This window comes from Pseudomonas lutea, assembly GCF_000759445.1.
GTDB lineage: Bacteria > Pseudomonadota > Gammaproteobacteria > Pseudomonadales > Pseudomonadaceae > Aquipseudomonas > Aquipseudomonas lutea.
Map to the genome: position 1 here is coordinate 1,893,174 of NZ_JRMB01000001.1, position 25,644 is coordinate 1,918,817.

A 25,644-nucleotide genomic window follows, 5' to 3' on the forward strand; every position below is an offset into this window, starting at 1 on the left:
ATTTGAGTAATACGTTACAGTTTTCGGCGTAGCAAGTGCCCTGCTGTTGCTGGCCAATCTGAAATGACAAAGCAACACCTGTAGGAGCCGGCTTGCTGGCGAATGCGGTGGGTCAAAACCGACGGTGTCGACTGACGGAACGGGTTCGCCAGCAAGCCGGCTCCTACCGATTCAGGGCGTGATCACAAGTTGCGTGACGCCCACCGCTGCGCTCGTTCGGCAGACAGCGGGTCAACCCGGACACCGCCATGGCGGCGCGCGGGCAGGCGCCGATGGGTGATTTGAGTAATACGTTACAGTTTTCGGCGTAGCAAGTGCCCTGCTGTTGCTGGCCAATCTGAAATGGCCATGCAACACCTGTAGGAGCCGGCTTGCTGGCGAATGCGGTGGGTCAAAACCGATGGTGTCGACTGACGAAACGGGTTCGCCAGCAAGCCGGCTCCTACCGATTCAGGGCGTGATCATGGGTTGCGTGACGCCCACCGCTGCGCTCGTTCGGCAGGCAGAGGGTCAAGCCGGCCAGCAGCGCAGCGACAGCTGCGATCACCGCATACACCGCCACAAACGAGCCGCTCATGCTCGCCAGCACACCCGCGCAATAATTGCCGAGCATGCCGCCGACGCCTTGCATGATGTTGGCGATGCCGAAAATGGTCACCGCCAGCGCTGCACTGGCCGCCATCTTCGACACATAGGCCGGGATCAATCCAAAGATCGGATAGAACGCCAGCGCGAATACGACCCCCGCCACCAACGGCCAGTAGCCGCTCGGCGCGACGACCAGAATCGCCGCTGCCGACGCGACGCAGGCGTACACCAGCAGCATTGCCGCGCGCAGCCCGATCCGGTCCGACAACGCACCCAGCGCAAGGCCGCTGAACATGCCGACGAAGCCGATGCCGGCCCATATCTGCGCGGTGTAGTCGACGCCGAAACCCAGCTCCGTGCGCAAGTAGGAAGAGAGATAGTTCTGAAACGGAAAGGTCGAGAAACCAATCAGAAAATTCATCGACCAGACCTTGTAGACCCAGCCCTGCAGGGCCTCACGCAGCACACTCCTCCCAGGCCTGGGAGTGCCGGCGTGGTCGCGCTCGCAGGCAAACAACCGGGCACGCTTGAACACAAGAAACACGCCCGCAGCCAGCACAACGGTGAGTATTGCGACGATCCACCACACCGTGCGCCACTCGCCTTGTGGCGCGTAAAGGGGCACGAGCAGGCTGTTGATAAACACCCCGTAACTGGTGCCGCTCGACACCAGCCCCATCGCCATGCCCCGGTACTGGTAGGGCACGGCGCGGGAGATGACATCGACCATCGGCACGAACACCGTCGCTGCCGTGCCAGCCAGCACGGTCAGCAGCACGCCGATCAGCACAATGTTCTGGGCCAGTGGCATCAGCAGCAAAGCCAATGCGCACACCGCCCCGGAAGCGAAGATCACCCAACCGCCGCCCACGCGGGGCGTGAGCCAGGCCGCCAGCAACGCGCTGGCAAGGAAGCCCGCCTGCCCCGCTGCGGTAATGGTTCCGACGTAAGCGATGTCGAAACCCAGACTGGCGCGCATGTCCGGCACCAGCTGAGCGAAAAGATAGATACCGAACCCGTAGGTAGCGGCCACCAGCCCCGTCAGCAGCAACACAATCAGTCCATTGACACGCATTGCCATCGTCCTCAGCGCAAACCGCCACGCAAGCCGCGGCGGACTGAGTCAGACCATCAACTCGACTCAACCAACAGGCTAGCGCAAATGCGGGAAATTACTGGCAGGGGAATGCGTTTTTCAGCGCGGAGACGACCAATACCGACTCGTTCAGGTGCAGGCTTTCGGGATGCGCCTGCAGCGACTGCACCACGATGCGCATGGACTGAATCATCGGAATGCCGCCTTCCGGCACGCACACCAGCCGCGGCAGCCCGCCCGCTTCATGGAACAGATCCAGCGTGTCCATCGTCGCCTGGAGCACCCCGACGCAGTGACCCACGCCGACGCTGTTGCGGCTAACGCCGCCGCTCATGCTGTTAATGCCGTCCTGGCATTCCTCAAGCAGTTGATTGCCGTCCGCCCGCGCCCCTGCGCTCAAGCACAGCGCAAAAAAGGCAGACACCACGACAATGGGTCTGCCCACGAGCGAGCTCATCAGCGCAGCCACAGTTCCTTCACCGAATGATCCGACGCCTTGCGCACGACAAGGCTGGCGCGCTCGCGGGTCGGCAGGATGTTCTCCAGCAGGTTGGGACGGTTGATGTCGCGCCAGATCTTGCGCGCGGCGTCGGGGGACTTTTCCGGGGGCAAGTCCGCCAACTCGCGGAAGTAGGCGCCGCGTGCGCGAAAGGCCGTGCGCTGCAGCATCAGGAAACGCTCGACGTACCAGCGCTCAATGTCGCTCTCGGCGGCATCCAGGTAGATCGAGAAATCAAAGAAGTCCGACACGATGCTGCCCGGCTTCTGGCCATCGTTGCCCGCGGTCTGCAGAACATTGAGCCCTTCGAAAATCAGGATGTCCGGCTGGCTGACCTTGAGGAACTGGTCGGGCACGATGTCGTAACTGATGTGGGAATACACCGGCGCGCTGATCTCCGGCGTGCCCGCCTTGAGGTCCGAGAGAAACTTGACCATGCGCTTGCGATCGTAGCTTTCCGGAAAGCCCTTGCGGTGCATGATGCCGTCGGCCACAAGCCGGGCGTTAGGGTGCAGAAAACCGTCGGTGGTGACCAGATCGACCCGTGGATGGTCCGGCCAGCGCGCCATCAAGGCCTGCAGCACCCGGGCAAACGTGCTCTTGCCCACTGCGACGCTGCCGGCCACCGCCACTACATACGTCTGACGTTTGGCGGGCCGTCCCAGAAAGGTGTCTTTGATGCTGTCCAGATTGCGCGCCGCGCTGACGTGCAGATTGATCAGGCGCGACAACGGCAGGTAAATGTTGGCGACATCCTCAAGGGAAATGTCTTCGTTCACGCCCCGCAATGCCGCCAGATCTTCCTCCGACAACGTCAATGGCGTACTGGCACGCAGCCCCGCCCACTCCGCGCTGCTCATTACCAGATAGTCATCAGGTGCCATCTATTGCGTTCCAGTCAGGTGTCCGTATCGACATGGTGCGAAGACTATCGTATTGATTCGAAACGAGGGCAGATTTATTTGGGCTTTGGTGGCGTGAGCGCCTGAAGACGTGCGGGAATGGGCTGGAGGACGCAGACGGATCGCGCGGCGGCGATTTCCAGACGAAATCGATGAGGCCGCGAGACGGGATGCTCGTGATGCATGCATGAAATCGTTGGGGTATTGGTACAGGGGGCTGATCGACATCCAATGAATGGAAGGATCACATCACGTCGTTGCGACGAGAATCCGTTATGGAGGCAACCCCACCAGCCACACCCCGGCACACAATGTTCCCGCTGTGGCTGCTGCCTTCCGGCTCTGACCAGGTGGCATGCAAGCATGCTTGGTAATCGTTGCGGCCTTATGGGGTAAGGGTTTCAGGCTAGTGAGGTAGCCCTGCATCTACCGTGCGGAGATGTAGCACGTCGGTCAAGTCTCTGAGGTGTAGCCAGCATTGTCACACTTAGCTGTCACACATCGGTGTCACACATGGCCTATCTGATCCATCGCGGAGCCTTCTACTACCTGAACTTACGGCTCCCCAAGCACCTTTTCCCTAGCTGTCACACCTTGCGATTGAGCCTCAACGTGAGTGCACGCCAAACAGCAACCTTTCTTGCCACTTCACTTGCACAGTGTGTCCATGAACACCTAGCGGAACACCCGCTTACAGACGTCGTAACGTTGACCCGCATGTGCAAAGGGTGGAGGGACGCCTCGCCTACCAGAATGCATCGTTCGACCCCGTCTGTGATTAGCTCATTCCCAAACCAAAATGCTCATGGTACGACACTTGAATCATTGATCAAGACGTATCTCGAAGAGGGGAAGCGTGGTGAGACATGGCGCCAAGTGAGCACCATCGAGGTGGAAAGAGCGCTGCGAGACATGACTGAGTTGGTGGGCGACATGCCAATTCAGGCATTCGATGTACAACAGGCAAGATTGTTGAAAGATAGGCTCTCCCGCTGTCCCCAGTATTCGCCCTGTTACCCCAGTTCAAAGAAAAGTCGTTGCTGAAGGTGGTCGAGTCCGGCGCCAGCTACAGGGCCATTACTGCTGTGACAGTGAATAACCGACTGCGGAAGATGACCGCCTTCATGAACTGGTGTAAATCGAACGGATACATAACCGAAAATCCGTTGGCTGGCCTCAAGGCGATGACAGCAGGTTCAGCGAAGGAAGCGCGACTATCCTTGGACCGTATCGACCTAACCGCCCTGCTCGACCTAGAAGCTTTACATACCGAATCCACCAATCACCCGTGGCGTTACTGGTTGCCTCTGCTCCGGCGAGCTACAGGGGCACGACTCGAAGAGAGCGGTACGGTTGCCCCCTTAGATCGTCCAGAGTGCAAGAAGGCACTTGCCCATGGTCTGCCGACCTTGGTTGCAAAGGTTGACCGCATCAGTCGTGACGTTAAGCACATTGCTGGTCTGATGAAGCGTGCAACCATCAAAATTGCCACTATGCCCCACGCTGACGACTTCCAAATTCACTTGTTTGCGGCGCTTGCCCAACAGGAGCGGGAGTTCATCGCAGGACGCACTAAGGACGCTCTGGCAGCACTCAAGCAGAAAGCCGCAAAGGGCGATGCCGAGGCCATTCAAAGTGTGCAGAATCGCACAGAGGTGTTGGCAAGGGGCCGTACAGAGGTCAACAGGGCGAAGGCTACAGCAGCAGTTCAAGACCGTGTTAGATCATGGGTGAAGGCTGTCCGACCTCACATCACCGATGTGCCTGCACGACAAGGGCAACACCCTGCAACAGGTCGCCGATTGCTTGAATGACAAGAAGATGGCCACGGCCCGTGGCGGTGAATGGTCAGCGATACAGGTAAGTCGCGTGATGAAGACTCTGGGACTCGCCTTCACCTGATACAGCGCTCACTACGGGCCTTTGTGCTCCCTTTGTCACTCAGTGTTCCTGGCCGTGAGAGTTATCAAACTCTAGCGATGAGCACGCTGCAAGCAAGCCCAGCAGAGCCGTCAGGACTTATTTTCGTTTTACGGCGAAAGCCATCTGCCCCCTACGCGCTGTGTTAAGCCGATAGGATGAAAATCTGTCGCCAGCGTTGGTGCATGCCCCGATACTTATTCTAGCCAGAACTACGCAGGACGACCCCCACCCCGTGCGAGGTCTGTCCTGGGCGGCGGGATTGGTTTTCAGCAGAAAACGGCTTAGTCATTTACACGGATATGCTCTGCGAAATGCCTTTATAGCGAGCGTCGAGGAACTCTCGTTGAGAGTCTCGGGATGGTCGTCGAGGTATTTAAGCAGGATTCGAGCAGCCTGCCCCATCGTGAAATCCTCTATCGGGATGCAGACAGACACCGCCTCTGGGCTTACAAGATGGGCGGTCTTCAGAGTATCGGTAACGCCGTAGACCAATCCGAAACATACACCGGCGCCGTAAGACTGCTCAGGGTCCGGCTTCTCACTTAAGAACGCCCGGCAGTGTCCTGCCATCTCAGCACCAGTGTCGGCCTGTGCTAGCTGACCCCAAAGTACAGCACCAACTAGTACAACCGCTGCCATCCATTGCTTACCCATTGTGGTGATTCTCCTCATTGGCAGTTGGTGTAGACGGTCTGCCCAACGCTGTTGAAAACGCAGTTTGTCTGTTGTCTGACGGGAGCAGGCTGCAACATGTAGGGCTGCTGGGGCTTCTGTCCTTGCTGGTTCATAAGCATTTGTAGCGCGCGTTGCCGCCGAGCCTCGTTCGCTTGTCCCTGCTGATTAGCAAGAGCAACCCGGCATTGCACATATACATCTGATCCGGGCTTGGCGCCGTATGATTGGCACTGTGCATCATCCCTAATCGCCACTTGGGCAGGGTCTGATTCGTGATTGGCACAGCCCGCCAGAGCAGCTAGGAAAACAGTTGCAGCGATTGCCTTCATGGTCGTCGTCCCTGGTTGTGCTCGGCCTGCTGCCGCCTGACTAGTCAGATCGAGCAACTGTGCCTGCTTTACTGCTGAGGACATGCAGCGCCTTCTTAGCCTGATCCAGTTTTTGTTGCTTCGCCGCTGCGGCAAGCTTTTCATCAAGAATTAGCTCAATGCCCATTTTAAGGACGGGGAATGCAGACAAGCACTCGTTCTCTGTCAACTCATGAATGCCTTTACTGAGAATCTTGTACATCGAGCGATTCTCTACGAGGAATTCGGGGAGGTGCCCTGCTAGCAGCTGTATACATTCAGCCATCCGCCCATTGCGGTAGGCCTCCTCATCCCATCCATCATCGCTTTTTGCGATCTGGTGAGCAGCATTGACGAGATTCTCAAAGATTCGCCTTAGATACACAAATGAACCGACACCTACCCCATGCGCGGCTAAACCGATCGCTTTGGTAAACTCCCTGAAATCCTCCTTGGACAGCACAGCAGAGTACTGACGCACATCGTACATGTGCAGATCAGCAAGCGAAGGATGCTGTCCAATTTTCTGCATCGTCCTACCCTTAACATCGAACAGGAAAAACAGCTGATGATCGTTATTCCGTGAACATCTAAGGAAAACACTGAATCTTCTATTACCCACCCACGCATCATCGGCCACCGGGACACTGCCCACTACATGCTGATGGAAAATGCTACTCATATTACATTCCGGACAATACGTATCAATAGGCTCCCGCGAATACGCAACTTTCCAGCCTGCTTCATCGTCCTCTTCGGCAAATGTGAACTGTTCATACAGTGGGAACGTAATACAAAACTCTTTCTTTGTCGGTGGAGGGTTGATTGCAGTCATACAGGATGGCTCGACAAGGATAAAAGGCTAAAGTAGCACATCGACACTAGCGGTTGGCAGGATCACGCGTCCAATCGGAGCCGATGCACCGTCTAGCCAAAGGGACGCGACCATGGAATCGCCGCAAGCCTCCGTGCCGCGCTCGAATCCTGTGAATAGACAGTTTACGGCCTGCCCGCAGCGGGGGAACTTGGGAACCACGGGAAAGCGACTCAGTGGATCGACTTCCAGACTTCGGAAGCGAAGTATCCCACCAGTAAAACCCCGGCACTCATCCCACACGTGATCGTAGGCACTAAGAACCACATCCACACCTTGTTGATGCTGACGCTGTGTAGGGATGAGGCCGCTTCGATCAGTCTTAGGGCTTCTGGCCCCCTTACCGTCTTTGTGATCATTTTGTTAGTGCGATTCAAGTAGGTGTTGCCCCAGATCATCTTGACCAGCTCCCAAGCTATGAAGCAAAGAAGCGACACGATGGCGAGAAGTCCGCTAAGCGCATAAATCCAAGATGGAAGTTTGGTTACCAGTGTTGACCAGAACGCAAAATACCCAGCGTACCCAGCAACCAATATCAGGTTCGTATATGCAGTCGCCTGCGTCATCTGCTTTTCATTCATCTGCATCAGCATTGCTATGATCTTGTCTTGCTCGCAGTCCTGCTGAAACTGTTTGATCTCGCTGATCTCGGCGCCTAGCCATTTCACAGCTTCGTCCATCGCTTCGTCCCAGTTACCCTCACTCTGCCTCATGACCCATCCTCCTTGTATGGTCCATCGTTAGCACTTCAAATCAAACGCTACCAGCGAAGGTGCAGGCTGATAGTCATCCGTTCTCTCTGGTGCAACACCCTTACGCTCCTTACTCTCATGCACAGCCACTTCCAACGCCTTCTTGGTCTGTCTGACTACGGCTACCCCGTCGGTTAGGCAATTTTCTCAAGGCGCGGAATTTTGTATTCAAGGGGACCTACCTCACTGTGATCGGAGGAACTTCTTCAAGCGCCCTTCAGCTTACACGCCTGCATAAACCGATCTGTTGCACTAGTGGAACCGTTCACTGGGGCAGTCCCGGACCACTTAGCGTTGTACACGTCTGATTGGAGCCCAAGCAGCACCTGCGATTTGGCGTTACGCAGATCGTTCAGCACCTTCAAAATCTCGTCTTGTTCAGCAGTACCATACTGGCTGAATTTGTCATTTCGTCGACCGCTGGCTGCGGTGAAGCGGTGAACGTCCCCGTCATCAACCTTTACTAACAAGCTCCAAGTCGAATTGTCGTGTCCTTCCTGCCATTTCTCCTGCTGAATTAGTGCGAGGGTAAGCCCTTCCGAGTTGCAATCTAAGACGACCGATTGGTACGCGCTGATAGTTCCAACCATCATGGCGCTCTTTCCGCCGCTGAAGATGTCGTCTTGAACCGTCGTGCTCCATCCAGCATTGGCGAGCGTCGAAACAGCTAGACCAAGCATCCCCGCCATTACTGCCATCCCTGCCTTCATAACCTGAACCTCGAATTAAAGTTGCTCGATCCTAGCTGAGTCGCGGGCAGTTAGCCACCACACAGTCCCGCTTGCGCTAGTGACCTCACCCTCATCCTTGCGGATGTACACCGATCCAGTACGAAGACGATAGAAATCCAGCTCTTGCCCTTGCTTCACACGCTCTTCAGTTTGTTCGTGCAACGCTTCTACATCTGTCTGTTTACTTCTCTCTGTATAAATACTCTGTCTGTCTGCTGGTGCATTTTGACCTACGCCGGAAGGCTCATATTGAGCTACAGCAGGGTGCAGGATGACCTTCGCCATGGGGTCATGCTGCCCCCCGCATCCATTCTGGTGAGTCGTCGAAAGCGTCATCGTCCACATCTGGAACGGTCGGAATCACGACCAGCTTGCCCACCCTTGGTAACGCGATTGGGGCGTACTCTGGAACGAGTTCACGTTCAGGGTTCGGTACGACCGCCACAGCTTTCGGAATCGCCTAGCTCTATACGTGGTACAGCATATCTGGCGGGGTCTGGTGCGTAAGGATGCTGCTGTTGATTGTTTGCTGGGACGTGCATCTAGCTGACGCAACGAGCATTAGCTGACGATAGCTTGCAAAAAATGAACGATGTAAGATCGCCAGCACAGTGCACCACTTAGGTGTACCTAAACGCTGTCACACTTCGGGATTTTTCAACTGACAACTCATTGATTTTCAACGAGTTTTTAGATAGGAGGCAACCCCACCAGCCACACCCCGGCACACAATGTTCCCGCTGTGGCTGCTGCCTTCCGGCTCTGACCAGGTTCACGGGTAATCGTTGCGGGGGGACCGATGGGGTCACCATAACGACGCTCGCCAGTGGCGAGCCGCGCCATTGTACCGGTCTCGCGCCAAGTTACAACCTCTTGTTTCAGATTAAGATTTTTAGCGCGTTCAAGCCTTTGTCACCCATGCGGCTGCATTCGCTGAGGACCGATTACGGCACAATGACGCGCTGTTTTAGGCTTCTCGCCGACCCGCTGCTGAAGCGCCCTGGCGCAAGACACAGGTAAACCCCGATGCATGTTGCCCTCACCCGCTACGAATCGCTTTCCCCCGGCCAACACGATCAATTGCTGGACCTTGCGTTAACCCAGCAACAAATCCGCCACGTCGGCGACATCCACGGCGGGCTGCAGACCCTGACAGCCCGTCCCGTCGCCGACAGGCAGGGCTTTGTGCTGCTGATCGATGAACTCCCCCGGGGGTTTTTCCTGCTCAAACGCCGGACGCTGCTGCCGGATTGGGCGCTTCAACAATCCCATGTAACAACGACGCTGCACGCGCTGATGATTGATCGGCGGTTTCAAGGCCAGGGTCTGGGCAAGCGCTGCCTGCAAGCGCTGCCCGAACTCACCCGGGCGCTGTGGCCTGACACCGAGCAACTGATGCTGGCCGTGGACGCCGGCAACCACGTCGCACGCGAGCTGTACCGGGCGCAGGGTTGGCAGGAGCTGCCGGAGCGTGACGCAGTGAATGCAGGGGCGGAATGCGTGATGCGCCTGAAGCTCTAGCGGTCAGTGCGCCAGAGACCGCAACGCCCGAACCTTGCAACGGCGCTCTGCGTTCATCCAGTGTTCAAGCGCGCTGACGCTCATCGGGCGCGCAATCAGGAAGCCCTGAACTTCGTGGCAGCCCAGCTCGCAGAGGATTTCATACACGGCCTCGGTCTCCGCGCCTTCTGCGACGACGCGATAGCCCAGGCGCTTGGCCAGATCGACGATGGCCTCCACCAGGCCGCGATCCTTCTCGTCGCTGTCGATATTTTCAACCAGGGATTTGTCCAGCTTGACCGTGGTGGCTGGCAGCTGCCGCAAGTAGGTCCAGTTGCTGTAGCCGGTGCCGAAGTCGTCGATGGCGATGTCGATGTTCAGCGCGCGCAGCCGCTCCAGCTGTAAACGGGTCACCTCGGGGTTATCGCACAGCGCACTTTCAGTGAACTCAAGCTCGAAGCCACTGGGCTCTAGCCCACTGGTGGTCAACTGCTCGAACAGCGCGTCACTGAATGACGAATTGGCCAAGTCGATCGCCGACACATTCATGGCGACTTTGAAGGCAAAACCCTGCTTCTGCCAGCGCGCGGCCTGGGCGACCGCTTTGTGCAGTACCCAAAGGCTGAGTGAACGAATCAGCGCGGTTTTTTCCGCCAGCGGGATGAACTCCAGCGGACTGATCGGCCCCAGCACCGGGTGCTGCCAACGCAACAGAGCTTCGACGGTGACGACCCGCCCCGTCGCCACTTCCAGCCGTGGCTGATACACCAAAGACAGTTGATCCGGGCTGCGCACCGCCTCGGCCAGCGAAGCCAGCAGCAAAAAAGCGCGCTGCTGGGCAAAGTCCAGGTGCGGCTCGTACCAGCGCCAGCCGATGGACTTGCCGCGGGCTTCGTCCGCCGCGCTGACCACCAGCCGAATCCAGTCGCCCTCATCGCAGCGCTCAAGCCCCAGCGGCAGCACGCCGATGCCGACGTCCATCTGGATCGGGATATTGCGACACACCAGCGGCCGCCGAAAATGTTCAAGCAGTTGCCTGAACAGCCGCTCCGCCTGCTCCGGTCTGGCATTGCGGGTGATCAGCGCGATGCGTGTCGGGCTGACCTTATAGAGTGCGGTGTCGGCGGGCAATTGACTGCGGCAGTTATCGATCATGCAGCGCACCAGCTCCTGGGCGAAGCTGTAACCGAGGGCCTTGACGATACTGTCGAGAAAGGTGGGCGCGACCATGTCCAGCGCGACCAGCGCATGTTTGCGCCGATCGGTCAGCGCGCCGAGGTCTTCTTCCAGACGCAGGCGGTTGAACAGCCCGGTGGGCTGGTCAACGTAACTGGCGTTGCGCAGGTTATTAAGGCGCTTCATCACCAACTGGCCATACATCTCCAGCATGGCAGCGTCGCGCTTATCCAGCAGCGGCCGGGGCTGGGTGCCGATGATGCACAGCGTACCCAACGCCAGGCCATCGGCCGTTACCAGGGGCACGCCGGCGTAAAAGCGGATATGCGGCTCACCGGTGACCAGCGGGTTGTCGCTGAAGCGTGGGTCGAGCATCGCGTCCGGGACCTGGAACGTCTCGTGACTGAGGATGGTGTAGGCGCAGAAGGCGATTTCGCGCGGGGTCTGCCGCTCCTCCAGGCCTGCGCGGGCCCGGAACCACTGACGGTGCTCACTGACGATGGAAACCAGCGCAATGGGGACCTCAAAATAGTGGGTCACCATCGAAATGATGTGATCGAGGACGTCGTCCGCCGCCGCATCGATAAGCCCCATATGGGTGATGCGCGAAAGCCGTGAACGCTCGTTCCTGGGCAATGGAGCACTGGTGGCCATAACTTAAATCCCTTTTGAACCGCTTCATCAACCGCTTCGCCAGTAGTATCAAAACGATATATATAGGGAAAATAGCACCAGATTTCCGCCCGTGCAGGGGTGACGGACAAGCGGTGGAAGGTCTCACCGCTTCGTACCGGGATGGGCCTCATCTCACTCGAATGAGGGGGTCACTGTGCTTGCAGGACCTCATCCGCCTTGCCGCCCGCCCCCTGTATGACCAGATGGATGAAGTGCAGCTTGGTGATGACGGCCGGCGGCAGCACGAACGGATAGAAGTCCGCCTGTCCCATGGCACGGGACAGCTCGTTGAGCATGCCGGCCAGCTCGATCCACGCATTGACGAAGGAGAGGAACGCCAGGCCGCCTGGATGTTGGGGGTCGTACAGTGTTTCGAGGGGAAACGGCTGGTAATCGAGGTCCATGTCCCGCGCACTCATGCCCAGGCTCAGGGCGGTGTCGACAGCATCCATCATGTGCAGGTAGTGCGCCCAGGTTTCGGCCCAGTCTTCCCAGGGGTGCATGGTGGCGTAGGCGCTGACGTAATGCTGCTGCCAGTCGGTCGGGGCACCGTGCTGATAATGATGGTCCAGGGCATCGGCGTAGCTGGCGCGGTCGTCGCCGAACAGGTGGCGGAAGCCGTCCTGCCAGTAGGTGTTGGCGATCAGGCGATCCCAATAGTAATGACCCACTTCATGACGGAAATGCCCGAGCAATGTGCGGTAGGGTTCGTGCATTTGCACGCGCACCTTCTCACGGATGGCGTCGTCGGCTTCTTCGACATTGAGGGTGATCAAGCCATTGGCGTGGCCGGTGGTGGGCAAATTGCCCTCGATGTCGACGCCGAGAAACTCAAACGCCAGGCCGCGTTCTTCGTCGACGCTTTTGGGGATGACCTGCAGGCCCAGGGTTATAAGCTGCGCCACCAGTCGGCGTTTGGCGGTCTCAATCTTGCCCCAGCGCTCGGGGTTCTCCGGCACGGACAGGTCGGGGATGGTCTTGTTGAGGCTGCAGGCGATGCAGAAATCACCTGCGTTGAGTGCGGGGAAAATCCAGTTACAGGCCGCCGCTGTGTTGAGGTTCGCGCAGCGACGGTAGAGGCCGGCCTGGGGTTCGTCACTGACGCGCCAGGTTTGCGCGTCAGGCCCCGGTTCCAGCGCGGCGATTTTGCTCTGCTCAGGCAGATAGCCCAGCGCTGCCGAGCATGCCAGGCATTGGCTGTTGCGGAAGAACACCGACTGTCCGCACCGGCACTGCCAGACTTTGCTGTTGCGTTTGCTCTCCCCGGCGAATGGCGCCGCGATCCGTGTGCTGAGTTGCTCGAAGAATTGGAACATGGCGATATCCTGAGGGGGGGCTGCAAGCACTAGATCGTTAAGGGTGACGGGGGTTCCGTGGATTCACGGAGCAAGGCAGCCGCAGGGGGAGCTCGGCAATGGCCGCCGGTGCTTGGCGTGATGATGTCGTCGTAGGAGCCGGCTTGCTGGCGAATGCAGGGGATCAGGTATGAATAAGGGGGCTGACACACCGCGTTCGCCAGCAAGCCGGCTCCTACAGAGGGTTTGACATGTCGGGCCTGCGCAAAAAACGGCGGGAGCGACGCGGAGCATCTTGGCTGCATGCCCAGACTGAGCGTGGGATGATTGAGTCGCGATTGGCGGTGTCTGGGCTGGCTGTATATGAAGATCAAGATCAGGTGCAGATCAAAGGCTTCCCGGCTGAAGCAGGTCCCACGGATTGTACTCGGTGCTTTCAATGGGACCGGCTTCAGCCGAGAAGCTTTTGTTCGCGGGCAAGCGCGCTCCTGCAATGGAGCGCGACACGCCTTAAATCAGATGTTGAGGCTTTAGAAGCTGGTCGGCGCTGGGTAAACCTCAATCTACTTCCACGCCGTGCTTCTTCAAAAAGCCCACAAACGCCTCTTCGTCCAGGACCTTCAGGCCCAGTTCGTTGGCTTTGGTCAGTTTGGAGCCTGCACCAGGCCCCGCCACCACTGTGTGGGTCTTCGTTGAAACCGAGCCGGACACTTTGGCCCCCAGCCCTTCCAGTTTGTCTTTCGCCACGTCGCGGCTCATCAACTCCAGCGAACCGGTCAGCACCCACGTCTGGCCCGCCAGCGGCAGGCCCTCGACCACCTTCTTCTCGCTGTGCCAGTGCATGCCAAAGTCTTTGAGCTGCTGTTCGATAGCCAGGGCCCGCTGCGCATTATCGTCGATGTCGAAAAATGCCCTGACCGCCTGCGCCTGTTTCTCCGGCAACGTCTGACGCATGTCCAGCCAGTCGGCGCGCACCACCGCTTCAAGGGTGCCGAACTTGTCTGCCAGCTTCTGCGCAGCGCCCGGCCCCACGGTCGGGATATTCAACTTGTCGAGCATGCCACCCAGCGTGGCGCTCGCCGCGAACTCAGCGCCCAGATCGCCGGTGTCCTGCAGCTGCATCTCGCATTCGCCGAGCAAGGCGCCGATCACGTTCTGGTTGTGCTCGTCCTCGAAGAAACTGTGGATCTCGTGCGCGACTTCCAGGCCGATGTCGGGGAGATACGTGAGCACTTCGGGCAATGCAACCGTGACCCGATCCAGCGCCCCCAGCGAGCGGGCCAGCACTTTGGCCGTCTCCTCGCCGACATCCGGGATGCCCAGCGCATAGATGAACCGCGCCAGGGTCGGCTTCTTGCTCTCGGCGATCGAGTTGAGCAGCTTTTTAGTAGAGATGTCGGCAAAACCTTCGAGGTCGATGATCTGTTCGTAGGTCAGCTTGTACAGATCGGCCGGCGAGCCGATCAGTTTCTCGTCCACCAGTTGCTCGATGGTCTTGTCGCCCAGGCCTTCAATGTCCATCGCCCGACGCGAGACGTAGTGGATGATGGCCTGTTTGAGCTGCGCACCACAGGCCAGACGTCCGACGCAGCGATACACCGCGCCCTCGCTGATGGTTTCCTTGCCCTTGCTGCGCTTGATCAGCTGTGTGCGCTCGACCTGCGAACCGCACACCGGGCACACCTGCGGGACCTCGACCACGCGCGCGTCTGCCGGGCGGCGCTCCTGCACCACCTGCACCACTTGCGGAATCACGTCGCCCGCCCGGCGAATGATCACCGTGTCACCAATCATCAGGCCCAGTCGCGCCACTTCGTCCATGTTGTGCAGCGTGGCGTTGGCAACGGTGACACCGGCCACTTTCACCGGCTTCAAGCGTGCGACGGGCGTCACGGCCCCAGTGCGCCCTACCTGAAACTCGACGTCGAGCAGCTCGGTGAGCTCTTCCATGGCAGGGAATTTATGAGCGATGGCCCAGCGTGGCTCACGCGCACGGAACCCCAGCTCGCGCTGGGAGGCAATGCTGTTCACCTTGAAGACTACGCCGTCGATTTCGTACGGCAGCGACAGGCGTTTCTCGCCAATGTCGTGGTAGTACTTCAGACAGTCGTCGATGCCATGGGCGATTTTCATCTCGCGGCTGATCGGCATGCCCCAGGCTTTGAGCTGTTGCAGGTTGCTGGTATGGGTGTCGGCGATGTCATGGGACACCTGACCGATGCCGTAGCAGCAGAATTCCAGCGGACGGTTGGCAGTGATCTTTGAATCCAGCTGACGCAGGCTCCCGGCCGCTGCGTTACGCGGGTTGGCGAAGGTCTTGCCACCGACTTCCAGCTGGCTGGCGTTGAGGCGCTCGAAACCGGCCTTGGACATGAACACTTCACCGCGTACTTCCAGGGTCTCCGGCCAGCCCTTGCCGTGCAGCTTCAGCGGAATGTTGCGCACGGTGCGCACGTTGACGCTGATGTCTTCGCCGGTGGTGCCGTCGCCGCGCGTGGCGCCGCGTACCAGCGCGCCGTTCTGGTACAGCAGGCTCACGGCCAGACCGTCGAGCTTGGGTTCGCAGCTGTATTCGACCTTTTTTGAAGCAGCCGGCAGGTCCAGTCCCTCGTTGACCCGACGATCAAACTCGAGCATGTCGGTTTCTTCGAAGGCGTTGCCCAGGCTCAGCATCGGGATCTCGTGACGCACCTGGGTGAATGCCGACAACGCGGCACTGCCCACCCGCTGCGTCGGCGAATCAGGCGTGACCAGATGCGGGTTCTCCGCCTCCAGCGCCTTGAGCTCGTGAAACAGGCGGTCGTATTCCACGTCCGGGATGCTCGGTTCGTCGAGCACGTGGTAACGGTAGTTGTGCTGATCCAGCTCAGCGCGCAATTCCAGGATGCGGGTTTCGGCGGCTTTCATAGGCGTATTCTCAAAATGCAAAAGAGCAGCCGAAGCTGCTCAATTTGTGATGCTTGTAACTGTAGGAGCCTGGTGGCCGGCGAAAGTGTCCGTGCAATCGACGCGCTGGTGACTGACCCACCGCAATCGCGGGCAAGCGCGCTCCTACAGGGACACGCCACTCAACGAATCAGCGACGCTGGGTCAATGCGCGGCGTTCGAACTCGACGATGCGCTGACGGTAGTGCTCGATGGTCTGCGCGGTCATGACGCTGCGCTGGTCATCTTTCAATTCACCGTTGAGCTCATGGGCCAGCTTGCGAGCGGCGGCAACCATCACATCGAATGCCTGCTTGGGATGACGCGGGCCCGGCAGGCCGAGGAAGAAGCTCACCGCGCGAGTACTGAAATGGTCGATGTCGTCCAGATCGAACACGCCCGGCTTGACTGCGTTGGCCATCGAAAACAGCACTTCACCATTGCCCGCCATGCTTTCGTGACGGTGGAAAATGTCCATCTCGCCGAAGCGCAGGCCGCTTTCCAGAATGTTCTGCAGCAGCGCCGGGCCCTTGAAGCCGCTTTCGTCCCGGGAAATAACGCTGATCACCAGCACTTCTTCAACCGGCGGCAGGTCCTTGTCTTCGGTAATGCGCTGGTTCGGCTTGTCGTCCGGGAAATCATCATCGCGTGCGCTGAACAGATCCGGCCCATTGGCGCTCAAGTTCAGATCGCCCTGATGTGGCTCGTCCTTGCGCTTGCCGCGGCGAGGCTCACGTTCGGCACGCTCACGCGGCGCGGCGCTCATGGTCGGCAGGTCGTGCTCGTCCAGTTGCGGCTCTTTGTGCGTGTCCAGCACGCGAGCAGGACCGAGCACTTCGGCGGACGTTGGTTCATCGTCGTCCGGCACGTTGGAGAAACTGCGGTCCAGCCTGAATTTCAACTTACCCTTGCCGCCGCGCATCCGGCGCCAGCCATCAAAAAGAATACCGGCGATGACAATTATGCCGATGACGATCAGCCACTCTCGCAGACCGATTTCCATGTAGTCCCGTGCCTCTAATGAAATTCTGAAAAATTAAGGGCGCAAACCCCTTTAAAACGTGGAGCCAACTCTATGTTCTGAATGGCCTTTTACCCACGCGAAATGAAAAAGTGGCCATTAAGCTAGCACGACCAAAGGCAACTTTACACCGTCTCGTACATCTGGCAGGTCACAAGCATCTGTCACGCTGCAACGGTGGTTCCTGTACGGGTCGTGCGACTGCCACCTTTGCCCATCAATCTGCATGACCGCCGCGCGATCAACTGCGCATCCACTATGACTCCACCAGCGCCATCGCCTCCTCCACGTCTACCGCCACCAGCCGCGAACAGCCGGGTTCGTGCATGGTGACGCCCATCAACTGATCGGCCATTTCCATGGCGATCTTGTTGTGGGTGATGTAGATGAACTGCACCGTCTGTGACATCTCCTTGACCAACCGGGCATAGCGCCCCACGTTGGCGTCGTCCAGCGGTGCGTCGACTTCATCGAGCATGCAGAACGGCGCCGGGTTGAGCTTGAAGATGGCGAAAACGAGTGCCAGTGCGGTCAAGGCCTTCTCACCGCCGGACAGCAAATGAATCGTGCTGTTTTTCTTGCCGGGAGGACGCGCCATGATCGTCACCCCTGTATCGAGTAAATCTTCGCCCGTCAGTTCCAAGTAAGCGCTGCCGCCACCGAAAACTTTTGGAAAGAGTGCCTGAATTCCGCTGTTTATCTGATCAAAGGTCTCTTTGAAGCGGTTGCGCGTTTCCTTGTCGATTTTGCGGATCACGCTTTCGAGCGTATCCAGCGCCTCGACCAGGTCGGCGTCCTGCGCGTCCAGGTAGCGTTTGCGTTCGGACTGCTGCTGATACTCGTCGATGGCCGCCAGGTTAATCGCACCCAGCCGCTGAATCCGCGCGGCGATGCGCTCCAGCTCGTCCTCTGCGTCTTTCTCGTTCGCGTCAACGGTCAGGGTCGTCAGAACGCCGTCCAGGTCGTAGCCGTCTTCGTGCAATTGCTCTTGCAAGGCCTTGCGTCGCACGGTGAGGGTTTGCCATTCCAGGCGCTGCTGCTCCAGCTGCCCGCGCAACAGCTGCGATTGCTGCTCGGCCTGGGTGCGGCGCTTCTCGGCGTCACGCAACTCGCGATCAGCGTCTTCCAGCGCGTTCTTGGCGGTGCGCATTTCCTCGTCGACCACCATGCGCCTCTCCAGCAGCTCTTCGAGCTTCATGCGCAGTTCTTCCAGCGGCGCGGCGCCCTCCTCCAGGTTGAGGCTCAGTTGCTCGCGCTTTTCGGTCAGGCGTTCGGACTGCATCTCCAGACGCTCCAGCGCCTGGCGCGTGGAATCGTGCTGGGCACGCAATGAGCCGAGGCGCACGGCCAGCTGGTTGGCGTGATCCTTGTGCTGACGAGCTTCCTGCCGCACGCGATCCAGACGCTCGCGCAGGCTGTCGCGCCGGGCCAGCAGCAGTTCGCGCTGTTCGGTGTCCAGCGCCATGCTGTCGAGGGCGTCCTGCAGTTGCAGGCGCGACTCGCCAAGGGTTTCCTGCTCCATGGCCCGCTGTTCAGCGAGCTCGGTTAATTCTTCGTCCAGCCGGGTGCGCCGCAGGGTCAACTGCTCGACCTTGGCTTTGGCAGCGGACAACTGCGCTTTCAGCTCGCTTTGCTGACGGGCTTCGTCCTGCAAGCGACGGCGCAATTGCTCGCGGTGATCTTCCTGGGTGCGCTGCTGCTCGCGCTGGCTGAGCAGTTGTTCATCCAGCGCCGCCAGCGTGGCTTCACGCTCTTCGCGCTCGGCCTCTAGACGCTGCAATTCCTGCCCCCGGGCCAGCACGCCACTTTCGGCCTCGCTGGCCCGGCGCACGCGCAGAAAATCCCGCCCGACCCAGTAGCCATCGCGGCTGATCAGGCTTTGCCCGGCGCTCAATTGGCCGCGCAGCGACAGCGCATCGTCAAGGGTTTCAACGGGTTTGACCGGGCCCAGCCAGTGGGTCAGATCGACCTGTGTCTCGACCTTGTCGAGCAAACTCCCAGGGATGCGCGTCACGTCGGCGCCGGCGCTCACCAGCCGCAGGTCGCCCTGGCTGAAACCGGCCAGGTCGAGCCCGGCAAATTCGTCGACCAGCACAGCATTCAGATCGGCGCCCAGCACGGTCTCCACCGCCAGTTCCCAACCGGCCTCAACGCGCAGCCCCTCCGCCAGTCGCGGACGCTCACTCAGTTGATGATCGCGCAGCCACTCCGCCGTGCCGGTGCCCGGATCAAGCGCAGCCTGTTGCAGCGCCTCCAGCGAGGCGATGCGGCCGTTCAGGCGTTGCAAATCGCCCTGGGCCTGTTGCTGCGACTGCGTGGCCTGCTGCAGATCGACGCGCAGCTGCTCAAGGCGCTCGATAAGCTGCTCTTCTTCAGCATTCAGTTCCTCGAGAGCCATGTCGCGCGCAGCAAGGTCCTCGCTGAGTTCAAGAATGGCCGCGTCTTCAGGATCAGCCGCGAGCAATTGGCGCTCTTCGCCCAACCGCCGCTGACGCTCGGCCAGACGCTCCAGGCTGGTTTCCAGCTGCTGGATGCGCGACTGCTGCACCTCGGCCTGACGCCGGGGCTCGGCAGAGGTGAGATTGAAAGCGTCCCACTGCTCCTGCCAGCCGTGCATTGCGGTTTCGGCTTCTTCCAGCGCGGCGGCGGATTCTTCGGCGGCCGCAAGGGTGATGTCCTGTTCCGGCTCGAGCATTTCCAGCTCTTCGCCAAGCGTGGCCAACAGCGTGCGGTCATGGCCCAAGTGGGATTCGGTTTCCTGGCGCGCACGTTCGGCTTCGCGCAGGTCATCCTGCAACTGGCGCAAGCGTTGCTGGCCGTGCTGGATGCTTTGCTCGACGCGCGCAATGTCACCGCCCACCGAGTAGAAACGGCCCTGTACCAGATTGAACCGCTCGGAGAGGTCGTGATGGCCATCACGCAGGCGTTCGATAGCGGCGTCGGCACTGCGCTGATCGGCCACCAGCGCCTCAAAGCCGACTTCCTGATTGCCGATCACCGATTCGCGCTGTGCCACTTGTTCGTTCAGCGCCTGCCAACGCAACGCAGACAACTGCGCCTTGAGTTGACGCTCCTCGGCTTTGTATTCCTGATATTTCTCGGCGGCCTGGGCCTGACGCTGCAGACGCTCCAGCTGACGGCCCAGTTCGTCGCGCAAATCGGTCAGGCGTGCCAGGTTCTCGTGGGTGCGCCGGATGCGGTTTTCGGTGTCGCGGCGACGCTCCTTGTACTTGGAGATGCCCGCCGCTTCTTCGATGAAATTGCGCAGGTCCTCGGGCTTGGCTTCGATCAGCTTGGAAATCATGCCCTGCTCGATGATCGAGTAGCTGCGCGGGCCCAGGCCGGTGCCGAGGAAGATGTCAGTGATGTCGCGGCGGCGGCATTTGGTGCCGTTCAGGTAATAGCTGTTCTGACTGTCGCGGGTGACTTTGCGGCGAATGGAAATCTCGGCGTAACTGGCGTATTCACCGACCAGCGTGCCGTCGGAATTGTCGAAAACCAGCTCGATGCTCGCCTGGCTCACCGGCTTGCGGCTGGTGGAGCCATTGAAGATAACGTCAGTCATCGACTCGCCGCGCAGGTTCTTGGCCGAGCTTTCGCCCATGACCCAGCGCACCGCGTCGATGATGTTGGATTTGCCGCATCCGTTGGGGCCGACCACGGCCGCCATGTTGCTGGGGAAGTTCACGGTCGTCGGGTCAACGAACGATTTGAACCCCGCCAGCCTGATGCACTTCAGGCGCATGGATCAGCTGGCTTCCAGGGCGGACAGCACCGACTGGCAGCTGCGCTCGGCGTAACGGGTGAGCACATCGCGGATGCGCGCAAGATCTCGCACCACGACCGCTTCAAGCAATTGACTGAAGAGGGTCAGGTACTCGCTCATTTCTGCCTGGCGCTGGTCCAGCGCCAGGAAATAAAAACGGCTCATCGAGGGTTGCAGGTTCTCGACGGTCTCTTCCAGGTAGGGATTGTTGGCGAACGGATAGGCCGCGCGCATCACGTTGAAACTGTCTTCAACGAAGGCTTTGACGTCCTGGCGTTCGCCACTGGCGATCAGCCGCTGCTGGATCTGCATGAAGGGCGCGAGGTCCAGCGGCTCTTTCCAGCTGCGCGCAACGGCAAGGCCCAGCAGGATGTACATTTCGCTCATCAGCGCGCACAAGCTGGTGATGTTGTGCGGGGTCAGCACCGACACCTGCGCACCACGGCGCGGCAGGATCACAATCAAGTGACGACGCTCCAGAATCAACAACGCTTCGCGCACCGAACCGCGGCTGACATTCAGCGCGGCCGTGACTTTCTGTTCCTGAATCCGCTCTCCGGGCTTGAGCTCGCCGCGGATGACCCGTTCGGCAAGGTGATGAGCGATCTGCTCGGCGAGGCTGTCAGGTGCCTTGAACGTCATTTCTTTCCTTCAACTTCATTAGCTGCAAACAAGCGGCGGAGTGTATCGCACTGCTCACCTGTGGCGCAGGGCCATCCTGTGGAAACTGGCACGAAATAAGCAGAAACATGGAAGTTCTGACCACTGGTTCTCACCGCCACGACCCGCTGTAGCAACGACGGTCGGTCGGCAATGAAACGAAACAGTGATTTTCTTGACCTTTGAGTCAGAAATTTATTGACCCGATAGTCAGAGCTGATAAATTCATCGACACGTTCGATGACACGCTCGTCGGCGGCTGTGAGCGGTGCTTATCAACGACAAGAACGAGGCGCGACCCGTGATCCAGTTTCTGCTGAACCAAGAGCTGAAAACCGAACACGCTCTGGACCCCAACGTGACGGTGCTCAATTACCTGCGCGAGCATCTGCACAAGTCCGGCACCAAAGAGGGTTGCGCCAGCGGGGACTGCGGCGCGTGCACTGTCGTGGTGGGCGAATTGACCACCGATGCTGCGGGACAGGAGCAACTGAGTTATCGCAGCCTCAACTCCTGCCTGACCTTTGTGGCCTCGCTGCACGGCAAACAATTGCTCAGCGTCGAGGACCTCAAACATCGGGGTCAATTGCACAGCGTTCAACAGGCAATGGTGGACTGCCACGGCTCACAGTGCGGGTTCTGTACACCAGGCTTCATCATGTCGCTGTTTGCACTGCAGAAAAACAGCACCGAGAACGCGTCGTCTGAATCCAGACAGGCCCAGGCCCACGAGGCCCTGGCCGGCAACCTGTGCCGCTGCACCGGGTATCGACCGATTCTCGCTGCCGCCGAGCAATGCTGCAGAGCACCGCAAGCGGACCAGTTCGATGCCCTGAAGGCCCAGACCATTGCGCGCCTCAAGGCCATCGTACCGACGCAGACCGGCGAACTGGACAGCGGCGACAAGCGCTGCCTGGTGCCGCTGACCGTGGCCGATCTGGCCGATCTCTACAGTGCTCACCCGCACGCCAGGCTGTTGGCCGGCGGCACCGATCTGGCCCTTGAAGTCACCCAGTTTCACCGCCCGCTGCCGGTAATGATTTACGTCGGCAACGTGGCCGAGATGAAAACAGTCCAGCACTTCGACGACCGCATCGAGATTGGCGCGGCCACATCACTCACCGACTGCTATGACGCGCTGAGCCACGAGTACCCGGACTTCGGCCAGCTCCTGCACCGTTTTGCATCGCTGCAAATCCGCAATCAGGGCACCCTCGGTGGCAACATCGGCAACGCCTCGCCCATTGGTGACTCCCCGCCCCTGCTCATCGCTCTGGGTGCGCAAATCGTGCTGCGCAAAGGTGAGCAGCGCCGCATCCTGGCGCTGGAGGATTACTTCATCGACTACCGCGTGACCGCGCGGCAGGAAAGCGAATTCATCGAGCGCATCATCGTGCCCCGGGCCAACGCCCGACAGACGTTCCGCGCCTACAAGGTGTCCAAGCGGCTGGACGACGATATTTCGGCGGTCTGTGCGGCGTTCCGGCTGCAGGTGGAAAATGACGTCATCGTCGACGCCCGCGCTGCATTTGGCGGGATGGCGGCCATTCCCAAACGTGCCACGCGCTGCGAGCAGGCGCTGATCGGGCAGCCGTGGACCGAGGCCACCGTGGAGCGTGCGTGTGGGGCGCTGGCAGAAGATTTCACCCCGCTGACGGATTTCCGCGCGAGCAAGGAATACCGGCTGCTCAGCGCGCAAAACCTGTTGCGCAAGTACTTCATTGAAGTGAAGACGCCCCACATTCAGACGCGGGTGACAGACTATGTCTAACCATCATTCAGCCAGGTCCCAAGAGGACATGCTCGCCCTGTTTCAACAGGACCTGACCACCGGCGTCGGCCGCAGCGTCAAGCACGACAGTGCCGACAAGCACGTGTCCGGCGAAGCGATTTACATCGATGACCGTCTGGAATTCCCCAATCAGCTGCACGTCTACGCACGCCTGTCCGATCGTGCCCACGCGCGCATCGTTCGCGTCGACGTATCGCCTTGCTACGCCTTCGAGGGTGTGCGCATCGCCATCACCCACGGCGACATTCCGGGTTTGAAGGACATCGGTCCGCTGCTGCCGGGCGACCCGTTGTTGGCCATCGACACGGTGGAGTTCGTTGGTCAGCCGGTGATTGCCGTGGCGGCTCGGGATCTGGAAACCGCGCGCAAGGCGGCGATGGCCGCGATCATCGAGTACGAAGACCTGGAGCCGGTGCTGGAGGTGGTTCAGGCGTATCGCAACAAGCACTTTGTGCTCGACAGCCACACTCACCAGCGCGGCGATTCGGCCACCGCCCTGGCGTCCGCGCCCCACCGGCTTCAGGGCACGCTGCACATCGGCGGCCAGGAGCATTTCTATCTGGAGACGCAGATTTCTTCGGTCATGCCCACTGAAGATGGCGGCATGATCGTCTACTGCTCGACGCAGAATCCGACCGAAGTGCAAAAGCTCGTCGCCGAAGTGCTGGACGTTTCGATGAACAAAGTCGTCGTGGACATGCGGCGCATGGGCGGTGGCTTCGGCGGCAAGGAAACCCAGGCCGCGAGCCCGGCTTGCCTGTGCGCAGTGATCGCTCGCCTCACCGGGCAACCGACCAAGATGCGCCTGCCGCGCATGGAAGACATGATGATGACCGGCAAGCGTCATCCGTTTTATGTCGAATACGACGTGGGGTTTGACGACGACGGGCGCTTGCAGGGTATCCAGCTGGACCTGGCCGGCAACTGCGGTTATTCGCCCGATTTGTCGGCCTCGATCGTCGACCGCGCGATGTTTCACGCCGATAACGCTTACTACCTGGGCGATGCCACCATCAACGGTCATCGCTGCAAGACCAACACTGCATCGAATACCGCCTACCGCGGCTTCGGCGGCCCGCAGGGCATGGTCGCCATCGAGGAAGTAATGGACGTCATCGCCCGGCATCTGGGCAAGGACCCGCTGGCGGTGCGCAAGGCGAATTATTACGGCAAGACCGAGCGCAACGTGACGCACTACTACCAGACGGTCGAGCACAACATGCTTGAAGAGATGACCGCCGAGCTGGAGCAAAGCTGCGACTACGTGGAGCGACGCAAAGCCATCCAGGCCTACAACGCCAGCAGCCCGGTGTTGAAGAAAGGCTTGGCACTGACCCCGGTGAAATTCGGCATTTCTTTTACCGCCAGTTTCCTCAATCAGGCTGGCGCGCTGATCCACATTTACACCGACGGCAGCATCCACCTCAATCATGGCGGCACCGAGATGGGTCAGGGGCTGAACGTGAAAGTGGCGCAGGTGGTGGCCGAAGTGTTCCAGGTCGATATCGACCGCGTGCAAATCACCGCGACCAACACTGACAAGGTGCCGAACACCTCGCCAACGGCCGCGTCCAGCGGCGCCGACCTGAACGGCAAGGCAGCGCAGAACGCGGCGGAAATCCTCAAGCAGCGGCTGGTGGAATTCGCGGCGAAGCATTACCAGTGCGATGAGTCGCGCGTGGAATTTCGCAACGGCCACGTGCGCGTTGGCGACCAAGTGATCAGCTTCGACACCCTGGCGCAGCAGGCTTGGATGGGCCAGGTGTCGCTGTCGAGCACCGGGTACTACAAGACGCCAAAGATTTTCTACGATCGCAGCCAGGCGCGCGGCCGGCCTTTCTACTATTTCGCCTTCGGTGCGGCGTGTACCGAGGTGCTGGTGGACACGCTGACCGGTGAGTACAAGATGCTGCGCACGGACATTCTGCATGACGTCGGCGCCTCACTGAACCCGGCCATCGACATCGGCCAGGTCGAAGGCGGCTACATTCAAGGCATGGGTTGGCTGACGACTGAAGAGCTGGTGTGGAACGACAAGGGCAAGCTGATGACCAACGGCCCGGCGGGTTACAAGATTCCTGCGGTGGCCGACATGCCGGCGGACCTGCGCGTAAAACTCGTCGAGAACCGCAAGAATCCCGAGGACACGGTGTTCCACTCCAAAGCTGTGGGTGAGCCACCGTTCATGCTGGGGATCGCCGCCTGGTGTGCGATCAAGGACGCCGTCGCGAGCCTGGGGGATTACCGGCATCAGCCAAGGATTGATGCACCTGCGACGCCGGAACGGGTGTTGTGGGGATGTGAGCAAATGCGCGCGTTGCGACGCAATTCAGCGGCTTCGCAGATCGTGCCCACGCTCCGCGTGGGAATGCAGCCCGAGACGCTCCGCGCCGATTGAGCGACGCCGAGCGTCATAGCCGCCGTGCCCACGCAGAGCGTGGGTACGA

At 59.7% G+C, this 25,644-nt stretch carries 18 protein-coding genes, 1 other RNA gene and 1 pseudogene; 5 read left to right on the forward strand and 15 right to left on the reverse strand.

Annotated elements, in window-relative coordinates; genetic code table 11:
- Window positions 1-442: 442 nt before the first annotated feature.
- The 3 genes from LT42_RS08115 to coaA form a co-directional block, all read right to left on the reverse strand.
- Window positions 443-1,663, reverse strand: coding sequence for an MFS transporter (locus tag LT42_RS08115; protein WP_052075188.1), 1,221 nt, complete (start codon window positions 1,661-1,663; stop codon window positions 443-445).
- A 97-nt stretch (window positions 1,664-1,760) separates the two neighbouring features.
- The gene (locus LT42_RS08120) at window positions 1,761-2,129 is read right to left on the reverse strand and encodes a Rap1a/Tai family immunity protein (protein ID WP_152597606.1); all 369 of its coding nucleotides are present in this window, start codon (window positions 2,127-2,129) and stop codon (window positions 1,761-1,763) included.
- 11 nt (window positions 2,130-2,140) lie between these two features.
- Window positions 2,141-3,067 (reverse strand): type I pantothenate kinase, encoded by a 927-nt coding sequence (coaA, locus tag LT42_RS08125; RefSeq protein WP_037011425.1) that lies wholly within the window; start codon window positions 3,065-3,067, stop codon window positions 2,141-2,143.
- A 531-nt stretch (window positions 3,068-3,598) separates the two neighbouring features.
- On the opposite strand from coaA, the pseudogene LT42_RS26190 reads away from it, so the two are divergent.
- Window positions 3,599-4,428: pseudogene (locus tag LT42_RS26190) on the forward strand (site-specific integrase); the annotation flags it as partial.
- A 57-nt stretch (window positions 4,429-4,485) separates the two neighbouring features.
- Window positions 4,486-4,899, forward strand: coding sequence for a recombinase family protein (locus LT42_RS26195; RefSeq protein ID WP_276209527.1), 414 nt, complete (start codon window positions 4,486-4,488; stop codon window positions 4,897-4,899).
- A gap of 394 nt (window positions 4,900-5,293) precedes the next feature.
- On the opposite strand, the gene LT42_RS08135 is transcribed toward LT42_RS26195, so the two are convergent.
- From LT42_RS08135 to ffs, 6 genes are all read right to left on the reverse strand, one after another.
- Entirely contained in the window at window positions 5,294-5,662 is a 369-nt protein-coding gene (locus LT42_RS08135; protein WP_037011427.1) for a Rap1a/Tai family immunity protein, read from the reverse strand.
- Between the two features lie 390 nt (window positions 5,663-6,052).
- Entirely contained in the window at window positions 6,053-6,865 is an 813-nt protein-coding gene (locus tag LT42_RS08145) for a hypothetical protein (RefSeq protein ID WP_037011431.1), read from the reverse strand.
- 212 nt (window positions 6,866-7,077) lie between these two features.
- Entirely contained in the window at window positions 7,078-7,617 is a 540-nt protein-coding gene (locus LT42_RS26080; RefSeq protein ID WP_208855893.1) for a hypothetical protein, read from the reverse strand.
- A 245-nt stretch (window positions 7,618-7,862) separates the two neighbouring features.
- Window positions 7,863-8,366 (reverse strand): hypothetical protein, encoded by a 504-nt coding sequence (locus tag LT42_RS08155; RefSeq protein WP_152597607.1) that lies wholly within the window; start codon window positions 8,364-8,366, stop codon window positions 7,863-7,865.
- 15 nt (window positions 8,367-8,381) lie between these two features.
- Entirely contained in the window at window positions 8,382-8,672 is a 291-nt protein-coding gene (locus LT42_RS08160) for a hypothetical protein (RefSeq protein ID WP_037011434.1), read from the reverse strand.
- Window positions 8,673-9,092: 420 nt separating this feature from the next.
- Window positions 9,093-9,189, reverse strand: an RNA gene (gene ffs / locus LT42_RS24975) — signal recognition particle sRNA small type.
- Between the two features lie 224 nt (window positions 9,190-9,413).
- Here ffs and LT42_RS08165 point away from each other — a divergent pair.
- A complete protein-coding gene (locus LT42_RS08165) occupies window positions 9,414-9,908 on the forward strand; it encodes a GNAT family N-acetyltransferase (protein WP_052075190.1) in 495 nt (164 codons plus the stop codon).
- A 3-nt stretch (window positions 9,909-9,911) separates the two neighbouring features.
- Here LT42_RS08165 and LT42_RS08170 read toward each other — a convergent pair whose 3' ends face one another.
- The 6 genes from LT42_RS08170 to LT42_RS08195 all read right to left on the reverse strand — a co-directional run bounded on the left by LT42_RS08170 (window position 9,912) and on the right by LT42_RS08195 (window position 21,387).
- Complete coding sequence (locus LT42_RS08170; protein WP_037011435.1) at window positions 9,912-11,717, reverse strand: putative bifunctional diguanylate cyclase/phosphodiesterase; 1,806 nt, start codon at window positions 11,715-11,717, stop codon at window positions 9,912-9,914.
- A 170-nt stretch (window positions 11,718-11,887) separates the two neighbouring features.
- Window positions 11,888-13,054 (reverse strand): zinc-binding metallopeptidase family protein, encoded by a 1,167-nt coding sequence (locus LT42_RS08175; protein WP_037011437.1) that lies wholly within the window; start codon window positions 13,052-13,054, stop codon window positions 11,888-11,890.
- 537 nt (window positions 13,055-13,591) lie between these two features.
- Window positions 13,592-15,940 (reverse strand): NAD-dependent DNA ligase LigA, encoded by a 2,349-nt coding sequence (ligA, locus tag LT42_RS08180; RefSeq protein ID WP_037011439.1) that lies wholly within the window; start codon window positions 15,938-15,940, stop codon window positions 13,592-13,594.
- Window positions 15,941-16,109: 169 nt separating this feature from the next.
- Window positions 16,110-16,961: a cell division protein ZipA gene (gene zipA / locus LT42_RS08185; RefSeq protein ID WP_037011441.1), complete on the reverse strand. Its 852-nt coding sequence runs from the start codon at window positions 16,959-16,961 to the stop codon at window positions 16,110-16,112.
- Window positions 16,962-17,235: 274 nt separating this feature from the next.
- Window positions 17,236-20,724 (reverse strand): chromosome segregation protein SMC, encoded by a 3,489-nt coding sequence (gene smc / locus LT42_RS08190; RefSeq protein ID WP_037011443.1) that lies wholly within the window; start codon window positions 20,722-20,724, stop codon window positions 17,236-17,238.
- A 3-nt stretch (window positions 20,725-20,727) separates the two neighbouring features.
- On the reverse strand, window positions 20,728-21,387 hold the full coding sequence (locus LT42_RS08195) for a GntR family transcriptional regulator (RefSeq protein ID WP_037011445.1): 660 nt from the start codon (window positions 21,385-21,387) through the stop codon (window positions 20,728-20,730).
- A 319-nt stretch (window positions 21,388-21,706) separates the two neighbouring features.
- Here LT42_RS08195 and xdhA point away from each other — a divergent pair, with 319 nt between their 5' ends.
- Together xdhA and xdhB are read left to right on the forward strand one after the other, a co-directional pair.
- A complete protein-coding gene (xdhA, locus tag LT42_RS08200) occupies window positions 21,707-23,176 on the forward strand; it encodes a xanthine dehydrogenase small subunit (protein ID WP_037013124.1) in 1,470 nt (489 codons plus the stop codon).
- Complete coding sequence (gene xdhB / locus LT42_RS08205) at window positions 23,169-25,595, forward strand: xanthine dehydrogenase molybdopterin binding subunit (RefSeq protein WP_052075191.1); 2,427 nt, start codon at window positions 23,169-23,171, stop codon at window positions 25,593-25,595. The genes xdhA and xdhB overlap by 8 nt, the downstream gene beginning before the upstream one ends.
- Window positions 25,596-25,644 lie beyond the last annotated feature (49 nt).

Coding starts and splice junctions, on each gene's coding strand:
- ligA (WP_037011439.1), bottom strand. CDS start 15,940: ATGAAAGCCGCCGAAACCCGCATCCTGGAATTGCGCGCTGAGCTGGAT.
- LT42_RS08175 (WP_037011437.1), bottom strand. CDS start 13,054: ATGTTCCAATTCTTCGAGCAACTCAGCACACGGATCGCGGCGCCATTC.
- LT42_RS08195 (WP_037011445.1), bottom strand. CDS start 21,387: ATGACGTTCAAGGCACCTGACAGCCTCGCCGAGCAGATCGCTCATCAC.
- LT42_RS08115 (WP_052075188.1), bottom strand. CDS start 1,663: ATGCGTGTCAATGGACTGATTGTGTTGCTGCTGACGGGGCTGGTGGCC.
- smc (WP_037011443.1), bottom strand. CDS start 20,724: ATGCGCCTGAAGTGCATCAGGCTGGCGGGGTTCAAATCGTTCGTTGAC.
- xdhB (WP_052075191.1), top strand. CDS start 23,169: ATGTCTAACCATCATTCAGCCAGGTCCCAAGAGGACATGCTCGCCCTG.
- LT42_RS08155 (WP_152597607.1), bottom strand. CDS start 8,366: ATGAAGGCAGGGATGGCAGTAATGGCGGGGATGCTTGGTCTAGCTGTT.
- LT42_RS08135 (WP_037011427.1), bottom strand. CDS start 5,662: ATGGGTAAGCAATGGATGGCAGCGGTTGTACTAGTTGGTGCTGTACTT.
- LT42_RS08170 (WP_037011435.1), bottom strand. CDS start 11,717: ATGGCCACCAGTGCTCCATTGCCCAGGAACGAGCGTTCACGGCTTTCG.
- LT42_RS08165 (WP_052075190.1), top strand. CDS start 9,414: ATGCATGTTGCCCTCACCCGCTACGAATCGCTTTCCCCCGGCCAACAC.
- LT42_RS08145 (WP_037011431.1), bottom strand. CDS start 6,865: ATGACTGCAATCAACCCTCCACCGACAAAGAAAGAGTTTTGTATTACG.
- coaA (WP_037011425.1), bottom strand. CDS start 3,067: ATGGCACCTGATGACTATCTGGTAATGAGCAGCGCGGAGTGGGCGGGG.
- LT42_RS26080 (WP_208855893.1), bottom strand. CDS start 7,617: ATGAGGCAGAGTGAGGGTAACTGGGACGAAGCGATGGACGAAGCTGTG.
- zipA (WP_037011441.1), bottom strand. CDS start 16,961: ATGGAAATCGGTCTGCGAGAGTGGCTGATCGTCATCGGCATAATTGTC.
- LT42_RS08160 (WP_037011434.1), bottom strand. CDS start 8,672: ATGGCGAAGGTCATCCTGCACCCTGCTGTAGCTCAATATGAGCCTTCC.